The 15,301-nt window shown below is 68.9% G+C and carries 23 protein-coding genes; all 23 read left to right on the plus strand.

Going from position 1 to position 15,301, the window contains the following annotated elements:
• The first annotated feature begins 427 nt into the window (after positions 1–427).
• Entirely contained in the window at positions 428–1,045 is a 618-nt protein-coding gene (locus E4680_RS12820) for a DnaJ-like cysteine-rich domain-containing protein (RefSeq protein WP_135282815.1), read from the plus strand.
• Between the two features lie 256 nt (positions 1,046–1,301).
• Complete coding sequence (locus tag E4680_RS12825) at positions 1,302–1,646, plus strand: hypothetical protein (RefSeq protein WP_135282816.1); 345 nt, start codon at positions 1,302–1,304, stop codon at positions 1,644–1,646.
• Positions 1,636–2,004 (plus strand): hypothetical protein, encoded by a 369-nt coding sequence (locus E4680_RS12830; RefSeq protein WP_135282817.1) that lies wholly within the window; start codon positions 1,636–1,638, stop codon positions 2,002–2,004. The genes E4680_RS12825 and E4680_RS12830 overlap by 11 nt, the downstream gene beginning before the upstream one ends.
• Positions 1,962–2,717, plus strand: a complete 756-nt coding sequence (locus E4680_RS12835) for a lysozyme family protein (RefSeq protein ID WP_135282818.1) — start codon at positions 1,962–1,964, stop codon at positions 2,715–2,717. Before E4680_RS12830 ends, E4680_RS12835 begins: the two co-directional genes overlap by 43 nt.
• Positions 2,714–2,986 (plus strand): hypothetical protein, encoded by a 273-nt coding sequence (locus tag E4680_RS12840; protein ID WP_135282819.1) that lies wholly within the window; start codon positions 2,714–2,716, stop codon positions 2,984–2,986. Before E4680_RS12835 ends, E4680_RS12840 begins: the two co-directional genes overlap by 4 nt.
• On the plus strand, positions 2,986–3,135 hold the full coding sequence (locus tag E4680_RS14120) for a hypothetical protein (protein WP_167792510.1): 150 nt from the start codon (positions 2,986–2,988) through the stop codon (positions 3,133–3,135). The genes E4680_RS12840 and E4680_RS14120 overlap by 1 nt, the downstream gene beginning before the upstream one ends.
• 7 nt (positions 3,136–3,142) lie before the next feature.
• Positions 3,143–3,649 (plus strand): lysis system i-spanin subunit Rz, encoded by a 507-nt coding sequence (locus E4680_RS12845; RefSeq protein ID WP_167792511.1) that lies wholly within the window; start codon positions 3,143–3,145, stop codon positions 3,647–3,649.
• Positions 3,650–3,682: 33 nt separating this feature from the next.
• Positions 3,683–4,204, plus strand: a complete 522-nt coding sequence (locus tag E4680_RS12850) for a DUF1441 family protein (protein ID WP_135282821.1) — start codon at positions 3,683–3,685, stop codon at positions 4,202–4,204.
• A complete protein-coding gene (locus tag E4680_RS12855; protein ID WP_167792512.1) occupies positions 4,201–6,312 on the plus strand; it encodes a terminase gpA endonuclease subunit in 2,112 nt (703 codons plus the stop codon). Before E4680_RS12850 ends, E4680_RS12855 begins: the two co-directional genes overlap by 4 nt.
• Positions 6,313–6,323: 11 nt before the next feature.
• Complete coding sequence (gene gpW, locus E4680_RS12860; RefSeq protein ID WP_135282823.1) at positions 6,324–6,551, plus strand: gpW family head-tail joining protein; 228 nt, start codon at positions 6,324–6,326, stop codon at positions 6,549–6,551.
• Positions 6,552–6,567: 16 nt separating this feature from the next.
• Entirely contained in the window at positions 6,568–8,253 is a 1,686-nt protein-coding gene (locus E4680_RS12865) for a phage portal protein (RefSeq protein WP_135282824.1), read from the plus strand.
• A gap of 62 nt (positions 8,254–8,315) precedes the next feature.
• Positions 8,316–9,581, plus strand: a complete 1,266-nt coding sequence (locus tag E4680_RS12870) for a S49 family peptidase (protein WP_135282825.1) — start codon at positions 8,316–8,318, stop codon at positions 9,579–9,581.
• A 33-nt stretch (positions 9,582–9,614) separates the two neighbouring features.
• On the plus strand, positions 9,615–10,262 hold the full coding sequence (locus E4680_RS12875; protein ID WP_135282826.1) for a head decoration protein: 648 nt from the start codon (positions 9,615–9,617) through the stop codon (positions 10,260–10,262).
• An 87-nt stretch (positions 10,263–10,349) separates the two neighbouring features.
• Entirely contained in the window at positions 10,350–11,354 is a 1,005-nt protein-coding gene (locus tag E4680_RS12880; protein ID WP_135282827.1) for a major capsid protein, read from the plus strand.
• A 60-nt stretch (positions 11,355–11,414) separates the two neighbouring features.
• Positions 11,415–11,708, plus strand: a complete 294-nt coding sequence (locus E4680_RS12885) for a hypothetical protein (RefSeq protein ID WP_135282828.1) — start codon at positions 11,415–11,417, stop codon at positions 11,706–11,708.
• Positions 11,708–12,046 (plus strand): hypothetical protein, encoded by a 339-nt coding sequence (locus E4680_RS12890; RefSeq protein ID WP_135282829.1) that lies wholly within the window; start codon positions 11,708–11,710, stop codon positions 12,044–12,046. The genes E4680_RS12885 and E4680_RS12890 overlap by 1 nt, the downstream gene beginning before the upstream one ends.
• A complete protein-coding gene (locus E4680_RS12895; protein ID WP_135282830.1) occupies positions 12,046–12,651 on the plus strand; it encodes a hypothetical protein in 606 nt (201 codons plus the stop codon). The genes E4680_RS12890 and E4680_RS12895 overlap by 1 nt, the downstream gene beginning before the upstream one ends.
• Positions 12,651–13,154, plus strand: coding sequence for a hypothetical protein (locus E4680_RS12900; RefSeq protein ID WP_135282831.1), 504 nt, complete (start codon positions 12,651–12,653; stop codon positions 13,152–13,154). Before E4680_RS12895 ends, E4680_RS12900 begins: the two co-directional genes overlap by 1 nt.
• 11 nt (positions 13,155–13,165) lie before the next feature.
• A complete protein-coding gene (locus E4680_RS12905; protein ID WP_135282832.1) occupies positions 13,166–13,348 on the plus strand; it encodes a hypothetical protein in 183 nt (60 codons plus the stop codon).
• A 53-nt stretch (positions 13,349–13,401) separates the two neighbouring features.
• Positions 13,402–14,178: a phage tail tube protein gene (locus E4680_RS12910; RefSeq protein ID WP_135282833.1), complete on the plus strand. Its 777-nt coding sequence runs from the start codon at positions 13,402–13,404 to the stop codon at positions 14,176–14,178.
• The gene (locus E4680_RS12915) at positions 14,178–14,627 is read left to right on the plus strand and encodes a phage pre-tape measure protein (RefSeq protein ID WP_135282834.1); all 450 of its coding nucleotides are present in this window, start codon (positions 14,178–14,180) and stop codon (positions 14,625–14,627) included. Before E4680_RS12910 ends, E4680_RS12915 begins: the two co-directional genes overlap by 1 nt.
• 20 nt (positions 14,628–14,647) lie before the next feature.
• Positions 14,648–14,878 (plus strand): hypothetical protein, encoded by a 231-nt coding sequence (locus E4680_RS12920; protein WP_135282835.1) that lies wholly within the window; start codon positions 14,648–14,650, stop codon positions 14,876–14,878.
• 12 nt (positions 14,879–14,890) lie between these two features.
• A partial coding sequence (locus E4680_RS12925) for a hypothetical protein (protein ID WP_135282836.1) occupies positions 14,891–15,301 on the plus strand: 411 nt, incomplete at its 3' end.

The following is a 15,301-nucleotide window of genomic DNA, read 5'->3' on the forward strand; positions in this document are numbered from 1 at the left end:
TTTCGATCTATGCCGGGAAATCGAACGTGAACAATCAGATGCCGCCGAACGATGGAGATGAATCGCGATGAATTGTTGTAGCAACTGCGGACAGAAAGAGGCGATGTACTGCCAGGCTTGCGCGATGGAGATTGAGGGAAAATCCAGGCAATCGGCTGGCTATGATCCCGACGACCTCAAGAAACTTGAGGCGTACGCCCGGCGCTACCAATGGATGCGAGAGCGATACGAATGGCGGCGATCCGGCGAGATGCTCGACGAGGACTCACACGCTTTTGTTGGCTGTCGTTTCCCATATCTCGCGAATTTTAGTTGCGCCGCAATGCTGGATCACAACATCGACAAAATGATGAGCCTCAGATCACCCGCGAGCGTGAAGCCTGACTTCGGTTAAACAGAGCCGCGCGCGCCGACTCAAGGAGCCCCCTTGGCCAACAATCCCGAATCCTTGTTGCTACGCCTGAACCTCGCCAGCCCGGGGGTGATCGCCGGCGCGCCCGGCCACGGCGCGCTGTCGCGCGCGGACATCGCCGCGGTCTTGGGCATGGGCTCGCCGCCGCAGCACTTGGTGTGGCTCGCGGAGGTGCGCTACCTGGCGGACTCGGCGAACCTGGGCCGGCTGGCGAAAGAGGCGTGGTGGTCCTTTGCCCGGCTCGGCCACCAGCGGGGGTGGGACAAGCGCGATTACGAGCGCGGCGCGCAACTGTTCCGGGCGTGCGCGGTGGTGGCGGTGCTGGAGGTGCTGACCGAGGATTTGCGGCTGTGCCTGACCTGCGACGGTCGCGGCGAGAAGCGGCGGCTGCAGGGTGGCCGGCAGGTGATGACGACCTGTCCGCGCTGCCACGGCCGCCGGCCGGTGGAGCTGACGGACGCCACGCGGCTTGAATACCTCAACGCGGCGCTGGCGACCATCGGCCACACCATGGCGGACTCGACCTGGTATGCGACCTGGCGCCACCGCTACTACCACGCGGTGATCCTGCTGCGGGGGTGGGGGGATGAGTTGCTGCGCCATGTGCGGCGGCATGCGGGGGCGGCGGCATGACAATAGGCCGCGCGGTGTTGCACGACCGGGAATTTTTTGCTAGTTTTGGCTCTAACGATGGGGTGCTGCGCCTGAATGGCCGGCGCCCCTTTTTTGTGGGTGCTGCTCGGGCCGGTTCCGGCCATGCCTGCAGCGCCTTTCCCGACTCCTCCCGCCCCCATCGGATTGCAGACGCCGATGTAGGGGCCTTGCGCGCCTGGCCCCTGGGCCGCGCGCTTTTTTCTTCCGTGTGCCGCCCGATGGGAAGGCCGATCTTGTGACCAACCAGCAGGGGGTGCGCCGCGTGTCCGACCCGATCAGACAATTGCTCGAGGCCGGCTCGCTGAAACTCAGCGGTGTCGGGAGCAGCGTGGCGGTGGCCAGCGGCGTCTGGGGCTGGTTGGCCGAGAATCATCTGGTGATTGCGTCGTGCGGCGTGTTTGTCGGTGGCTTCGTTGGGATTGCCGGTCTGATCCTCCACGCGAGCGCGATTAGGCGTCGGGGCCGCAGGGAGGCGGAGGAGGCGGAGGCGGCGCGCCGTCAAGAGTTGCGGGACATCGAATACCACAGCCAGCGCATGGCGCTGCTGAAGCGGGATATGGAGTATCGCGATGAGACCTGATCCGACCACCCATTCCCGCCGGCTGGTGCCCAAGGTGGCCCGCGACTGGTCGATCATCGGCGCGATGTTCGGGTTGTTGGTGGCGTCGTTTTATTGGTTGCGCTGGCTGGACCCGGGCGCGACGGTCGATGGCCTGGCCGGCAGCTATGTGGCGCTCCAGCAACTCATCATCGGATTCGCCGCCGCGACCCTGGCGGCGACGATCCGTTGGCTGTTTTTCTATCCGCTGCGCCGCTCAGAGGAGCTGGGGCTGTTCACCGAGTGGACGGATTCCGGCTATCGCGGCGTCGCGGTGGTCGCTCTGGATAGGCTGACATGGTTCGCTATCTGGCTGGTCTTGTTCTCGCATGCGGTCTGATCGGCTGTGAGCGCCCCGCGGCGCCGCAGCCGGAGACGACCGAACAGCCCCTGGAGGTGGCGCCCGCGCCGCTGCCCCGGCTGACGCCCGCGGTGCACCGCGAGGAGCCGCCCGTCTCGCCCCAGGGGGTGGCGTTCGTGGTGGCGTTCGAGGTGGTTTCCCCGGCCTATTACCGGCGCTACCTGGTGCGGCCGATCTGGCCCCAGGGGGCGAGCGGGGCGACCGTGGGGATCGGCTACGATCTGGGGCACCAGATCGCCCCGGTGATCCGCGCTGACTGGCAGGCCCATGCGCGTGTCGAGGCGCTGGCCGCCGCCGCCGGCGTGAAGGGCGAGGCCGCCCGCGCGCTGGTCGCGAGGATGCGCGATGTGGAGACGGGCTACCCGCTGGCCGAGCAGGTTTTTCGTGAGGCGGTGGTGCCGCGCTACTGGCGCGCCACGACCCGCGCTTTCCCGGGGGTGGAGGATCTGCGCCCCGGCGCGCGCGACGCCCTATTCTCCGTGATATTCAACCGTGGTACGGCCATGGCCGGCGACCGCCGCGCCGAGATGCGGGTGATCCGGGATGCGTGCATCCCGGCGGCCGATTACCAGTGCATCGCCGAGGCTATCCTCGCGATGCGGCGGATCTGGGTCGGCACCGCCATCGAGGGCGGCATGAACCGCCGCCGGCAGGGCGAGGCCGAGTTGGTGTTGGCGGAGGTGGCGGCATGAATGCCAAGCAATGGTGGCTCGACCTGGCCGAGGTGATCTGCGCGTTGCAGATCTTCCCCCGCCTGTTGCTGTTGCTCGCGTTCGCTTCGGCGAGCCTCTATGCGTGGTATGCCCCGCAGCTGGCGGTGGCGGTGGTGCGCGAGACGCCGAGCCCGGGCCTCGCCGAGGGCATTATCAGCGGCGTCATTGCCGCCACGGTGCCCTTTGTGGGGCAGATTTTCACCCAGGTGCTGAAGCTCAACCGCACCGGTTACGAGGAGCGACCCTGATGGACATTCGCCACATGATTCGCCGCGCCGGCGCCGGGGTACTGATGGGGGCCGCCTACCTGTTGGGGTGGATTGGCTCGCTCGCCAATGGCGCCGGGATGTGGCTTGCCGCCGCGTCCCGCCGCGTCGACCCGACACTGCCGGAGTAATCGCCGCGTGCAACTGGCCGGGGTGGGTGTCGCGGTGGGGGTGGTGCTGGCCTTGCTGTCCGGCGCCTGGTTCCACGGCCGCGACACCGGCCGCGAGCAGATCCGCGCCGATTGGGCGCGAGCCACCCTGGCCGCGCAGGCCCGGTATCAGGCGCTGGAGCGCAAACACCGCGCCCTCGAGGCCGCCCACCGCCAGACCGTGGAGGACAACGACCGTGCGTATCGCGAAGCCCTGCGACAACAGGAAGCGCAGCTGGATGCTGTGCTGGCTGATCTGCGCGGCGACAATCTCCGGTTGCGCCACCGATTGCGGGGTTGTGCCGCCACCGCCGGAGCCGATTCAGATCGTGCCGCCGGACCCGGAGCTGATGCAGCCGCCCCCACGGGATTTTCTCGAGCGGATGAAGAATTTCTTGTACGTCTAGCCGCCGACGCCGACAAGGTGGCCGCGCGGCTTGCGCACCTGCAAGCCTATGTGCGGGAGCTGCCGGCGGTTTGTGGTCCCCCCGGATAGCGGAGGCCGGGCCCGCCTGGGGCGGGCCATACCATGCCCAAAGACGCGACCGACAAGCCGCTCCCCCAGTTCAACCAGCGTCAGCTGGGGGAGTTGTTCGGGCTGCACCGCAACACGGTTGCGGCGCGGTTGCGGCGGGTCGCGCCCGACGGGCGGCGCTCCGAGGGCCGCGGCCGGGCGGTGGATACCTGGACGATTCCCACGGCGGCCGCGCACCTGTGTGACCGCAATGCCATGCTGGTGGCGGTGGCCGAAGATCCTGCGGAGCTGCCGCCCGCGGAGGCCAAGGATTACTGGGACGCCAAGCTCAAGGAGCAGACCTTCGCGCACCGCGAGGGGCACCTGTGGGCCGACGAGGCGGTGCTGGAGGCGTTTTCCGCGGTGTTCAAGCCGCTGGCGAGCAAGGTGCGCGCCATCAGCGATACCCTGGAACGCCGCGCCGGGTTGACCGCGCGCCAGACCGGCGTCGTCGATGAGGTGTGCGACGAGCTGCTGCGCGAGATGCACGATGCGGTGGCCGACACCGCCGGCACCACCCTGGAGACGACCGCGTGAACGCGCCCCTGCGGCGCTACCGCTCGATCGGCGAGATCATCCTCGAGGCGGCGTCCGTCTTGCTGCCGCCGGCGCGAACGACGGTGAGCGAGACCGCCGCGCGCTATCGCTACCTGAGCAACCCGGGCTCCTATGTCGGGCCGTGGAGGAACGAGACCACGCCCTACCTGGTCGAGCCCATGGACGTGCTCGCCAGCCGGCAGTATCGCGAATGGGTGTACGTCAAGCCCGCGCAGAGCGCCGGCACCGAGTGCGCCCTCAACCTGATGCTCTACATGGGGTTGGTGAACCCCATGGACATGCGCTTTTACGAAAAGACGGAGACCGCCGCGCGCACCTTCGCGCGCACCAAGCTCGACAAGATGTTTCGCCACTGCCCGCCGCTGCAGGCCGAGCTGTTGCCCGGCAAGCGTGGCGCCAATGCCTACGGGCGCTGGTACCGCAATGGCACCCATCTGCAGATTTCGTGGCCGACGAAGAACACCCTGAGCGGCCACTCGACGGGGATCAACTTCCTCACCGATTACGACCGCATGCCACAGGACGTGGACGAGGAGGGCAGCCCCTTCTACCTGGCCAGCCAGCGCGGCAAGAGCTTCGGCTCCATGGCGATGACCGCGGCGGACAGCTCGCCGAGCTTTCCGCAGCACGATTACGACTGGCGACAACCCAAGGATCGGCCGCACCTGGGGCCGCCCTGCGAAGGCATTGTCGCGCTCTACAACGAGGGCGACCGCCGGCGATTTTACTGGCCGTGCCCGGATTGCGGCGCCTATTACGAGCCCAGCTTTCGGCTCCTGGTGCCGGGGCCGAGCGAGGATATCGAGGAGGCCGCGAGCGACACCACCATGGCCTGCCCGGCCTGTGGGCTCTCCACCCCGCCGGCGGCGCGCGATGGCATGGCGCGTCAGGGGGTGTGGCTGCGCGAGCGCGACAAGCTGGCCCTGTCGGGCGATTCCGCCTTTGTCGCCAAGGCGCGCACGCGCACCAAGCTGTGGCGGACGGCGCTCGCCAAGCCCGAGCCCTACAGCGCCCGCGCCAGCTTTTGGTTGAAAGGTCCGGCCAGCACCCTGACCACCTGGGAAGAAATCACGCTCGCGTTTTTGCGCGCGCGCCAGCGCTACGCCGATACCGGCGATGACGCCAGCCTCAAGACCACGACCAACGTCGACCAGTGCGAGGTCTACCTGCCGCCCCGCCAGCGCGCCGAGCGCGCGGCGGAAGATCTGGCCGAGCGTGCCGAGCCCCTGGGCGACCGCGTCGTCCCCAAGGGGGTGGGCTGCCTGCTCGCCACCGTGGATGTGCAGCGCGGCCGCTTCGAGGTGCAGGTGATGGGGGTGGCCGCCGGCGGCGACCTGTTGGTGATCGATCGGTTCCAGATTCGCAAATCCAAGCGGCTCGATGGCGAGGGGCACCCCTGGCCGGTGCGGCCGCCATCGGTCGACGAGGATTGGGATCTCCTCACCGAGGAGGTGGTCCAGCGCAGCTATCCGCTCGCCGACGGCAGCGGCCGGCGCATGCCGATCCGCCTGGTGGGCCTCGACAGCCACGGCGAGCCCGGCGTGACCGAGCGCGCCTACGCCTGGTGGCGACGACTGCGCAAGCAGGGCCTGCACAGCCGCGTGCAACTGCTGCGCGGCACCGGCAAGCTCGGCGCACCCCGGGTGAACCTGAGCTTTCCCGACGCCCAGCGCCGCGACCGCAAGGCGCAGGCGCGGGGCGAGATTCCGGTGTTGACGCTAAACAGCAACCTCTACAAGGACGCGCTGTTCGCCCGCCTCGACGGCGCGCCCACGGGCGCCGGCGCGATTCGCTTCGCCGACTGGCTGCCGATCGAATTCTTCCAGGAGCTGTGCGCCGAGACGCGCACCGCGCGGGGGTATCGGCCGATTCCCGGCAAGCGCAACGAGACCACCGACCTGTTGGTCTATGCGCTGGTGCTGATGACACACCTCAAGCTCGAAACCATGGATTGGAACAAACCCTTCCGCTGGGCCGCCACCGACTGGAAGGTCAACAACACGCTGATCGCGCCCGAGTCCCCGGACGCGGACCCGCCCAAGCGCCGGTCCCGCCGCATGGCCGACTGGGCGCGCAAACTCGGATAGGTGGAGTAGCCATGGCGCTGAGCGCAGCAGAACAAGCCCGGCTCGACCAGCTCAAGCAAGCCCGCGACGATCTGTTGATGGGTGTGCGCGTCGGCCGCTTCCGCGACAGCGACGGCGTCGAAACCGAATACGCCAACATGACCGAGAGCGACCGCCGTCGCCTCTACGCCGCCATCGCCGAGCTCGAGGCCAAGGCCGCCGGCGCCGCGCGCCGTGGCCCGGCGCGGGTGCTGTGGTGATGGCCGGAGACAGCCCATGACCCCCCCCACCACAGCGCCGATGATCCTCGACACCGCGGGCCAGCCGCTGCGCCGCAAGGCGGGCGCCTGGACCGCCACGCGGCCCTCCGGCGCCGAGCTGATGCGCCTGCCGCCGAGCCTCTCCAGCGCCGATGGCGACCTGCTCGGCGACAAGCGCGAGCTGGATGCGCGGGTCCGCGAGAATATCCGCAACGACGGCTACCTGGCCGGCGCCCGGCGGGTGCATGTCGATAACGTGGTCGGCCACCAGTTCCGCCTCAATGCGCGGCCCAACTGGCGGCTGTTGCGGCGCATCGATCCGCGCCTGGACGAGACCTGGGCCGAGGAGTTCGCCGAGGTCGCCGAGGAGCGATTCACCGATTGGGCCGAGGACGACACCAACTGCTGGGCGGACGCCCAGCGCGTGCAGTCGTTCACGCAACAGGTGCGGCTGGTGGCCAGCCAGTTGTTCGAGGCCGGCGAGTTTCTCGCCACCGCCGAATGGCTGGGGCGCGGCCCCTACCGCACCGCCATCCAGACCATTGACCCGGATCGGCTGTGCAACCCCATGGGGGTGACGGATGGCCCGAGCCTGCGCCGGGGCGTGGTGCTCGGCCCGCGCGGCGAGCCGGTGGCCTACCATGTGCGCGTCGCGCATCCCGACGACCGCCTCGGCTTTGGCGTCGACAGCTACCGCACCAAGACGATCCGCCGCTTCAAGCGCTGGGGCCGGCTGCAGGTGTTGCACCTGTTCGACCGCGAGCGCGCCGACCAGAACCGTGGCGTGAGCCGCGTGGTGGCTGGCCTGCGCGGCATGGAGGCGACGCGCCACTACAGCGATCTGGTGCTGCAGAACATGGCCGTCAACGCCATGTATGCCGCCACCCTGGAGAGCGATCTGGACCGCGGCGCGGCGATGGAGTTGATCGGGGTCGAGAATCCCGACGGCACCCGCGAGGAGGTGAATTACTACGATTGGATGATGGACCAGATCGCGGTCTACGCCGACCACTCCACGCTGCGGCTCGACGGCGCCAAGATTCCCTATCTGCCGATCGGCACCAAGCTCAAGCTCAATGCCGCGCGCAACAATGGCGGCATCGGCGAGAACTTCGAGCGCAGCCTGACGCGCCGCCTGGCCGCGGCCATCGGCGTCAGTCACGAGCGTTTCATCCGCGATTGGAGCGAGACCAACTACTCCAGCGCCCGGGCCAGCGGCCTCGAGGACTGGAAATTCTTTTTGGCGTGCCGGCGCTTTGGGCCGACGCGCTTTGCGAGCATGGTCTATCGGCTGGTGCTCGAAGAGATGTGGTATCGCGGCGACGTGCCGCTGCCGCGCGCGGCGCCGGATTTCTGGAGCCACCCCGCGGCCTACGCGGGCTGCACCTGGCGCGGCGCCGGCCGTGGCCAGATCGATCCGGTGAAAGAGACCGGCGCGGCCGTGATGCGCATGGAGAGCGACCTCTCGACCCTGGAGCGCGAGAGCGCCGAGATTGCCGGCGAGGACTGGCGCGAGATTCAGGATCAGCGCGCCCGCGAGCGCCGTCGTGCCGAAAGCCTGGGCCTGTTGCCCGAGGCCGCGCCCGCCGACCCCGCCGACCAGCGCGCCACTGCCAAACCCCGCATTCGCGTGCGCGGCGGCGAGCTCAGCGCGCGGTTGATGGACGAGCTGGTCACCCAGGCCGCCGAGCCGGCCGCGTAAGGCCCCACCCATCCCGCACCCGCCTCGGCGGGTTTTTTGTGTCCGGCGCACCCGGAGGAAGCATGCACATCGAGGAATGGCGCCCGCTGGCGGAGCGTTTCAATCTGGTCCCGGCGCTGTTGTCGGATACGGCGGCGCGCAACATGGCGCTGCTGCCGGCGGCGAGCGCGCGAATGCTGGAACCCCAGGCCGCGACGGGCGCGCGCTATGACGTGACCGATGGCGGCATTGCGGTGATTCCCATCGCCGGCACCCTGATTGCCAACTACCGGGGCATGAACGACTGGCTGACCGGCTACGACGCCGTCGAGCAGCAGCTCGCGCTCGCGGTGGCGGATCCGGGGGTGGCCGGCATCGCCCTGGTGGTGGACAGCCACGGCGGCCAGGTGTCCGGCTGCTTCGAGTGCGCCGATGCCATCGCCGCGGCCCATGCCGCCAAGCCGGTGTGGGCGCTCGCCAAACACAACGCGCTGTCGGGCGGCTATGCGCTGGCCTCCGCCGCCGGGCGGCTCTACGGCACGACCACCGCGCGGGTCGGTAGCGTGGGGGTGGTGTTGATGCACCTCGACCTCTCGGGCGCTCTGGAGCGCGCCGGCCTCACCGTGAATTTGATCTATTCCGGCGCCCGCAAGGTCGACGGCAACCCCTTCGCGCCGCTGCCGGACGATGTGCGCGAGCGCCTGCAGAGCGAGGTCGACAGCACCCGGGAGGTCTTCGCCGGCCGGGTGGCGCGGGCACGGGGGCTGGCGGTTGCCGAGGTGCTGGCCAGCGAGGCGGGCATCTTCGGCCTGACGGAGGCCGCCGCGCACGGCCTGGCCGACGGCGAGCGCGCCGTACACGAGTTTTTTGCCGAGTTTCGGGAGTTCCTGGGCCGGCGTTCCACCGGCGCGACCGCCACACCCGGCGCCGCGCCCTCTACCCACCGCTCCACAGGAGAGCATCCCATGAGTGACCAATCCGCGGGCGGTGAAGCGCCCATGACTTCAGAGCAATTGGCGGCCGCCCGTGCCGAGGGCGCCGCCGCAGAGCGCGAGCGGATCGCCGGCATCCTCGCCTGCGACGAGGCCAAGGACCGCGGCGAACAGGCCGTGTATCTGGCGACCCGCACCGGCCTGAGCGTGGCCGAGGCCCGTGGCGTGCTCGCCGCGAGCCCGACCGCCAAACCGGCGGGATCGCCGCTCGACCACGCCATGGCCGCCGAGCCCGTGCCCGATATCGGGCCGGGTGCCGGCGATGACCTGGCCGCCGCCGCGCGGCCGATGAAAACCTCGGGCGAGTGGATCGAGGCGCGCCGCGCCAAGGTCCAGCAGCTGAAGCGCCTTGGCTGAACGCGGCCGCTGATCCGATACAGGAGATGATCCATGGCAACGACCCTGAACGAACCCATCCATAGTTGGGAATTTGAACTTTCCCGCGCGAATCGCACCCGCTCCATCGAGAATGTGACCCTGATGCAGGGCCAGAAACTCGCGGCCGGTACCGTGCTTGGCCTGCTCTCGAGCGGCGCCGCGACGGCCACCGCAGCCGGTGGCAACACCGGTGACGGCACCATGGGCGCGATCACCGTGACCAGCCCGGCCCAGGTGGGGGATTACACCCTGACCATCACGGCGGCCGCCACCAACGCCGGCACCTTCTCGGTCACGGCGCCCGACGGCACCACCGTGGGCACCGGCACCGTCGCGGTGGCCTTCAGCGAAGGCGGGCTGGCTTTCACCCTGGCCGATGGCGCCACCGATTTCGCGGTGAACGACAGCTTTACGATCAGCGTGACCAAGGTGCCCGGCCACCACGTGACCTACGACAACGGCGCCAGCGATGGCAGCCAGACGGCGGTCGCGATCCTGGGCGCCTACACCGACAGCACCGAGGGCCACGCCGCGGTGGCGGTGATGGCGCGGGACGCCGAAGTCATCGCGAGCCTGCTCGGCTGGGGCAGCAATGATTCGACCGGCATCACCGCCGGCAAGGCAGACCTCGCGGCCAAGGGCATCCTCGTCCGCGGCTGATTTTCCCTCCTGACGCCAAGCCCCGAATGGGGCTTTTTTTTCGCCCATTTTTCGGAGCCCGCGGGGCTCTGGCATGAGGATTCAACCATGTTGGATATCTGGAACAACAACGCCTTTGGCATCGTCTCGATGACTCAGGCGGTCAACGAACTGCCCTACACCCCGGGCCGCATCGGCATGATGGGCCTGTTCGAGGAGACCCCGGTCGCCACCACCTCGATCGCGATCGAGAACATCCGCGGCACCCTGACCCTGGTCGACCCCACCCCGCGCGGTGGCGTGGGCCAGCCCTTCGACGCCGACAAGGCGGCCGCGCGGCGCCTCGAGGCCGTGCACTTGCAGCTCGACGGCACCGTGATGGCCGATGAGGTGCAGGGGGTGCGCGAGTTCGGCTCCAGCAGCAATCTGAGGACGGTGCAGGGCGTGGTGAACAACAAGTTCGCCGGCATGTTCCGCAACCTGGATGCGACCATGGAGCACCTCTACCTCGGCGCCATCAAGGGTAAGGTGGTGAAGTCCGACGGTATCACGGTGATTTGGGACTTGTTCAGTGAGTTCGGCGTCACCCCGCTGTCGGATATGGACTTCGTGCTCGGCACTGCGACCACCAATATCCATGAGAAGTGCATGCAGGTGGTGCGCGGCATGCAGGATCGCCTCGGCGGCGCGCCCTTGCCGGGTGTGGTCGCCCTGTGTGGCGACACCTTCTTCGACAAGTTCTGCACCCACGCCAAGACGACCGAGGCCTACGACAGCCAGCAGCAGGCCTTGGCGCTGAGCGGTGCGTCGCTCGCCTACAGCAGCTTCCGATACGGCGGCATCACCTGGGAGAACTACCGGGGCTCGGTGAACGGCACGCCCTTCATCGCCGCCGATGAGTGTCGGTTCTTCCCGGTGGGGGTGCAGGGGCTGTTTCGCACCTTCTTCGCCCCGGCGGACTGGAACGAGACGGTCAACACCCTGGGCCTGCCGCGCTACGCCAAGCTCAAGGCGCGCCAGGACGACAAGGGCGCCGACCTCTGGGCGCAGTCCAACCCCATCACGCTGTGCACCATCCCCGCCGTGCTGCGGCGCGGGTTCTCCAGCAACTGATAGCGGTTGCCGAGGCGCGCCGCCCCGGCGTGATTGGCCGGGCGGCGCCGAGGAGGAATCATGAGCGATACCGACTATGTGGTGCTGCGCCCGATGCTGACCGACGCCGGCGGCCGGGCGAATGTGGAATATCAACCGGGCGACCCAATCCTCATCGAGGATTCCGCCCGGGCCACCTACTTGCTGGATGCGGGCTTTATCGCGCGCCCCGGTGGCGAGGCCTGCGAACGGGGTTTGGCCGCGACCAGCGACGCGCCCGAGCGCGCGGACCTGGAAGTGAGCGATGCGGCGGAGGATGCGGCGGAGCAAGACGCCGCGCCCGCGCGGCCCCGCCGCACCCGTAAGCCGAGCTGATGGCGGCGACGCTGCAGGAGATCCGCGCCACCGCCCGGGCGGCGCTGCATGCCCGCGCCGCGCTCGCGGCGGTGTATCAGGCGCCCGGCTTTGGGGCGACGCAACCGGTCCATGTGCGCGTCCATCAGGGCGCGCTGCTGGTCCGCCAGGGCGGCGGCGAGTTCGAGACGCTGGCGTTGGATGACGACAGCGTGGTGCTGGTGTTTGCCCGCGCCGAATACGACGCCCCGGAGATCAACGCCACCGTGACCGTCACCGCCACCGGCGAGCGCTTTCGCATCCTGCGCTTGTTGGCGCCCACGCCGATCGAGGCGCGCGCCGTGGTCGAGCGGATCTGATGGCCTTTGGCCTGCGCCTGGTGGGGCTGCGCAACTATGCGACGCTGGTCCAGACGCTGCCCCGGGCGGCCAATCAGGCCGCGCGGCTCGCGATCAACACCGGCGCGCGCCGGGGTCGCGCCGAGGGCTCGCGGCGGATTCGCGGGCAGGTGAATTTCACCGCCGGGTATCTGAACCAACCCGGCCGCTTTCAGGTATCGCGCTTCGCCAAGCCCCAGGATCTGAGCGCGGTCATCGCGGCGCGTACCGAGCCCACCTCACTGGCGCGCTTCGCCACCCAGGCGACCCGCGGCGGCAAGCGTGCCGGCCTGCGCATCGGCATCCAGCGCGGCGGCGGCAAGGCGGTGTTGCGCTCGGGATTTTTCATCAACCTGCGCGCCGGCAACCGCGGCGTGGCGATCCGCGAGGCGGTGGCCAACAAGGTCAACCTGCGGCGTGCCGGCTTCAGCACCCGCGCCAGCAAGCGCGGCTACCTGCTGCTCTATGGGCCGAGCGTCGATCAGGTGTTCCGCACCGTCAAGGACGACATGAGCCCGGCGCTCGCGGATTTCATGAATACCGAATTCAACCGGCAGTTCGCCCGCCTGACGCAAAAGAGACGCTGATGTCGAAACGACTGGACATTCTGGTGGCCCTGACCGGCCACCTGGAAGCCATGGCCGCGCCCGAGTACCACTACACCCTGGCCGGGCAGGTGCATCGCGGCAAGCCGGCCTTTGGGTACGAGAAGGTGGACACCGCCTTTGTGACCCTGCTCGAACCCGACGACGAGCGCGACGTCTTTGCCGCGCCGGCCCGTCCCGAGCGCCGCGCGCACCCCTGGGCGCTGTTGATCTTCGGCGTGACCGACCGGCCCGCCGATCTCGACCACCCCACGGATGCGGCCTATCGCCTGCTCGACGATCTGCAGCGCCGCATCGCCTGGATCAACGCCCACACCGGAACGGCCACGCCCGGACGCATCCCGCGACCCCTGGGCGGCCTCGCCGAGGAGCACCTTCAGCCCGGCGCCGGGGTGGTGTTGCCGCCCGACCGCCAGCAGGGCCGGCCCACGGCCGTGTGCATCCTGCCCATCGTGATCCCGCTCACCGAGCGGTTTACCCCCTAGGAGCGATTGCTATGACCGACGACACCAAAGTAGCCATTCCCGCCACCGGAAAGCTCAAGAAAGACCTGAACTGTTGGGAGGCGCCCCAACCGGGCGCGCCCCGCGTGCTCAAGCGGTACCAGGCCGGCGATCCGGTTCCCGGCCATCTCCGCCCGGACCAACTCGCGCGCCTGAAAGAGCAAGGCGTGATCTGAACCCTTCGTTTCGACACCCGCGGTAAGCGCCGCATTCCAGCGAGGAGCCTCTCATGGCACAAGATCTCTATATTCTCGACGAACTCGTCTTGCCGCGCGGGATCGTCTATTTCGATCCCTTTGACGATGCCGGCAACACCACCGGCGAGGTGGACCTCGGCGAGACCGGCGGCGCGAGCCTGAGCCCGGCCACTGAGTCCCTGCAGTATTTCACCTCCCGCGGCAAGCTCCGCAAACAGACGCGCAACGCGCCCGTCTCGGTCTCGTGGGCGTTCTCGCTGACGGTCGACAGCCAGAACATGTTCAACCTGGCGATGTTCAACGTGGCCGACCTGAGCGTGATCAACCAGACCAACACGCCGGTGGTGGACGAACCCTTTACCGTCCAGCAGGGCCGTTGGTATCAACTGGGCGGCAGCACCCCGGCGCGCAATGTCTCCAGCGTGGTGGTGACGGGTTCCGGCGGCACGCCGACCCATGTGTTGAATACGGACTACACCCTGGACGCCGCCAATGGCCGCATCTTCATCATCCGCGGCGGGGGTATCGCCGATGACGCCAATATCTTGGTCGATTACACCCCGGCCACCGAGACGCGCAACCGCGCGAGCGCGGGCACCCAGCCCAGGAAGGGCGCGCTGCGGGTGATCAGTGACAACGCCGAGGGCCGCAACCGCGACTGGTGGTTCCCGTCGGTGAACATGCAGCCGAACGGCGAGATGACCATCATTTCGGCGGAAAACGCCTGGGCGCAAATGCAGTTCAACGTCGGCGTTCAGGAAAAACTCGGGTTTGCCTCCCTCTATGTAGACGACCGGGCGGTGGGCTAATGCCGGGCCTGGCGGGGGTGGTGGTGCCCACCCGGACCCTCCGGGTGGGTGAGAGCGCGGTGGTGCTGCGCGGCCTGTCGTTTGATGAGATCGGGCAATTGATGACCGAGCACAGCGGCGCCTTCGACCAACTGGAAGCGACCCTGTCCGGCCTGCCCGCGGGCGGCGAGTTGGAAGTCTTGCCGCAATTGCTGCGGGTCTTTCCGCGGCTCGCCGAGCAGGCGGTGGCCCTGGCCGCCGACGAGCCCGACCAGGCCGACACCGTGCGGCGGCTGGGTGCGGGCTTTTTGCAGGAAGCGCTGATCGCCATCTGGGAGCTGACCACGGAGCCTGCCGGTGGCGGAAAAAAGTTCATCGCGCGCTGTGTGACGCTGTTCAGCGGCGCGCGGCACGCCTTGCCCGATCTGGCGGCCACCCAAAGCGCCGCAGACCCCAGCCCGCCGCACTAAGCGACGGCACGCACTGGTATGTGCGCCTCGCCCGCGAGGTCTCGCTGTTGCGTGCCCACGGCCACCCCCAGGCCCACCGCTACACGCCCTGGCAGATCCAGCAGGAAGCCGCGCTGACGCGGGAGCACCTGAGCGCCGCCCAGGCGCACCTGGCGGCGCTCGTCTCCGGCGCCATCGGTGCCTGCCTGGACGAGCAGGCCGCCAAACGCTTCGGCGCCCTGATCGACGCCCACCTCGACCCCGATTCCTGATCCGAGCAGCCTATGGCCAGAGTCACGCGCAGCGATGTCGAGCTGGTGCTCACCGCGCGCGATCAGATCACCCGCACGCTGGCCGATGTCAGTCAGCTGTTGGATGGCCTGGTCGGCGAGGCACAGGGCGCCGAGCGCGCCTTTGGGTCGCTCGACCAGCAGACCGCCCGGCTGGAGGGCACACTCCAGGGGCTGCAGGACGCCCAGCGCGACCTGATCGCCAAGGGGCGGCTCGTCGAGCAGTTCAAGCGCGAGGAGCAGCAGCTCTCGCGGCTGAATGAACGCTTCCGCCAGGCCGCCGCCGAGGTGCGCCGGCTCAAGGACGCCCAGCGCGCCCAGGCGGGGGTGCCGCCGGCGCAACGGGTGGATGTCAGTGGCGATCTGGCGCGCGCCCAGCGCGACGCCCAGCGCGCCAACGCGGCG

Origin of the sequence: Candidatus Macondimonas diazotrophica (assembly GCF_004684205.1) — a bacterium.
Classification (GTDB): Bacteria; Pseudomonadota; Gammaproteobacteria; order UBA5335; family UBA5335; genus Macondimonas; species Macondimonas diazotrophica.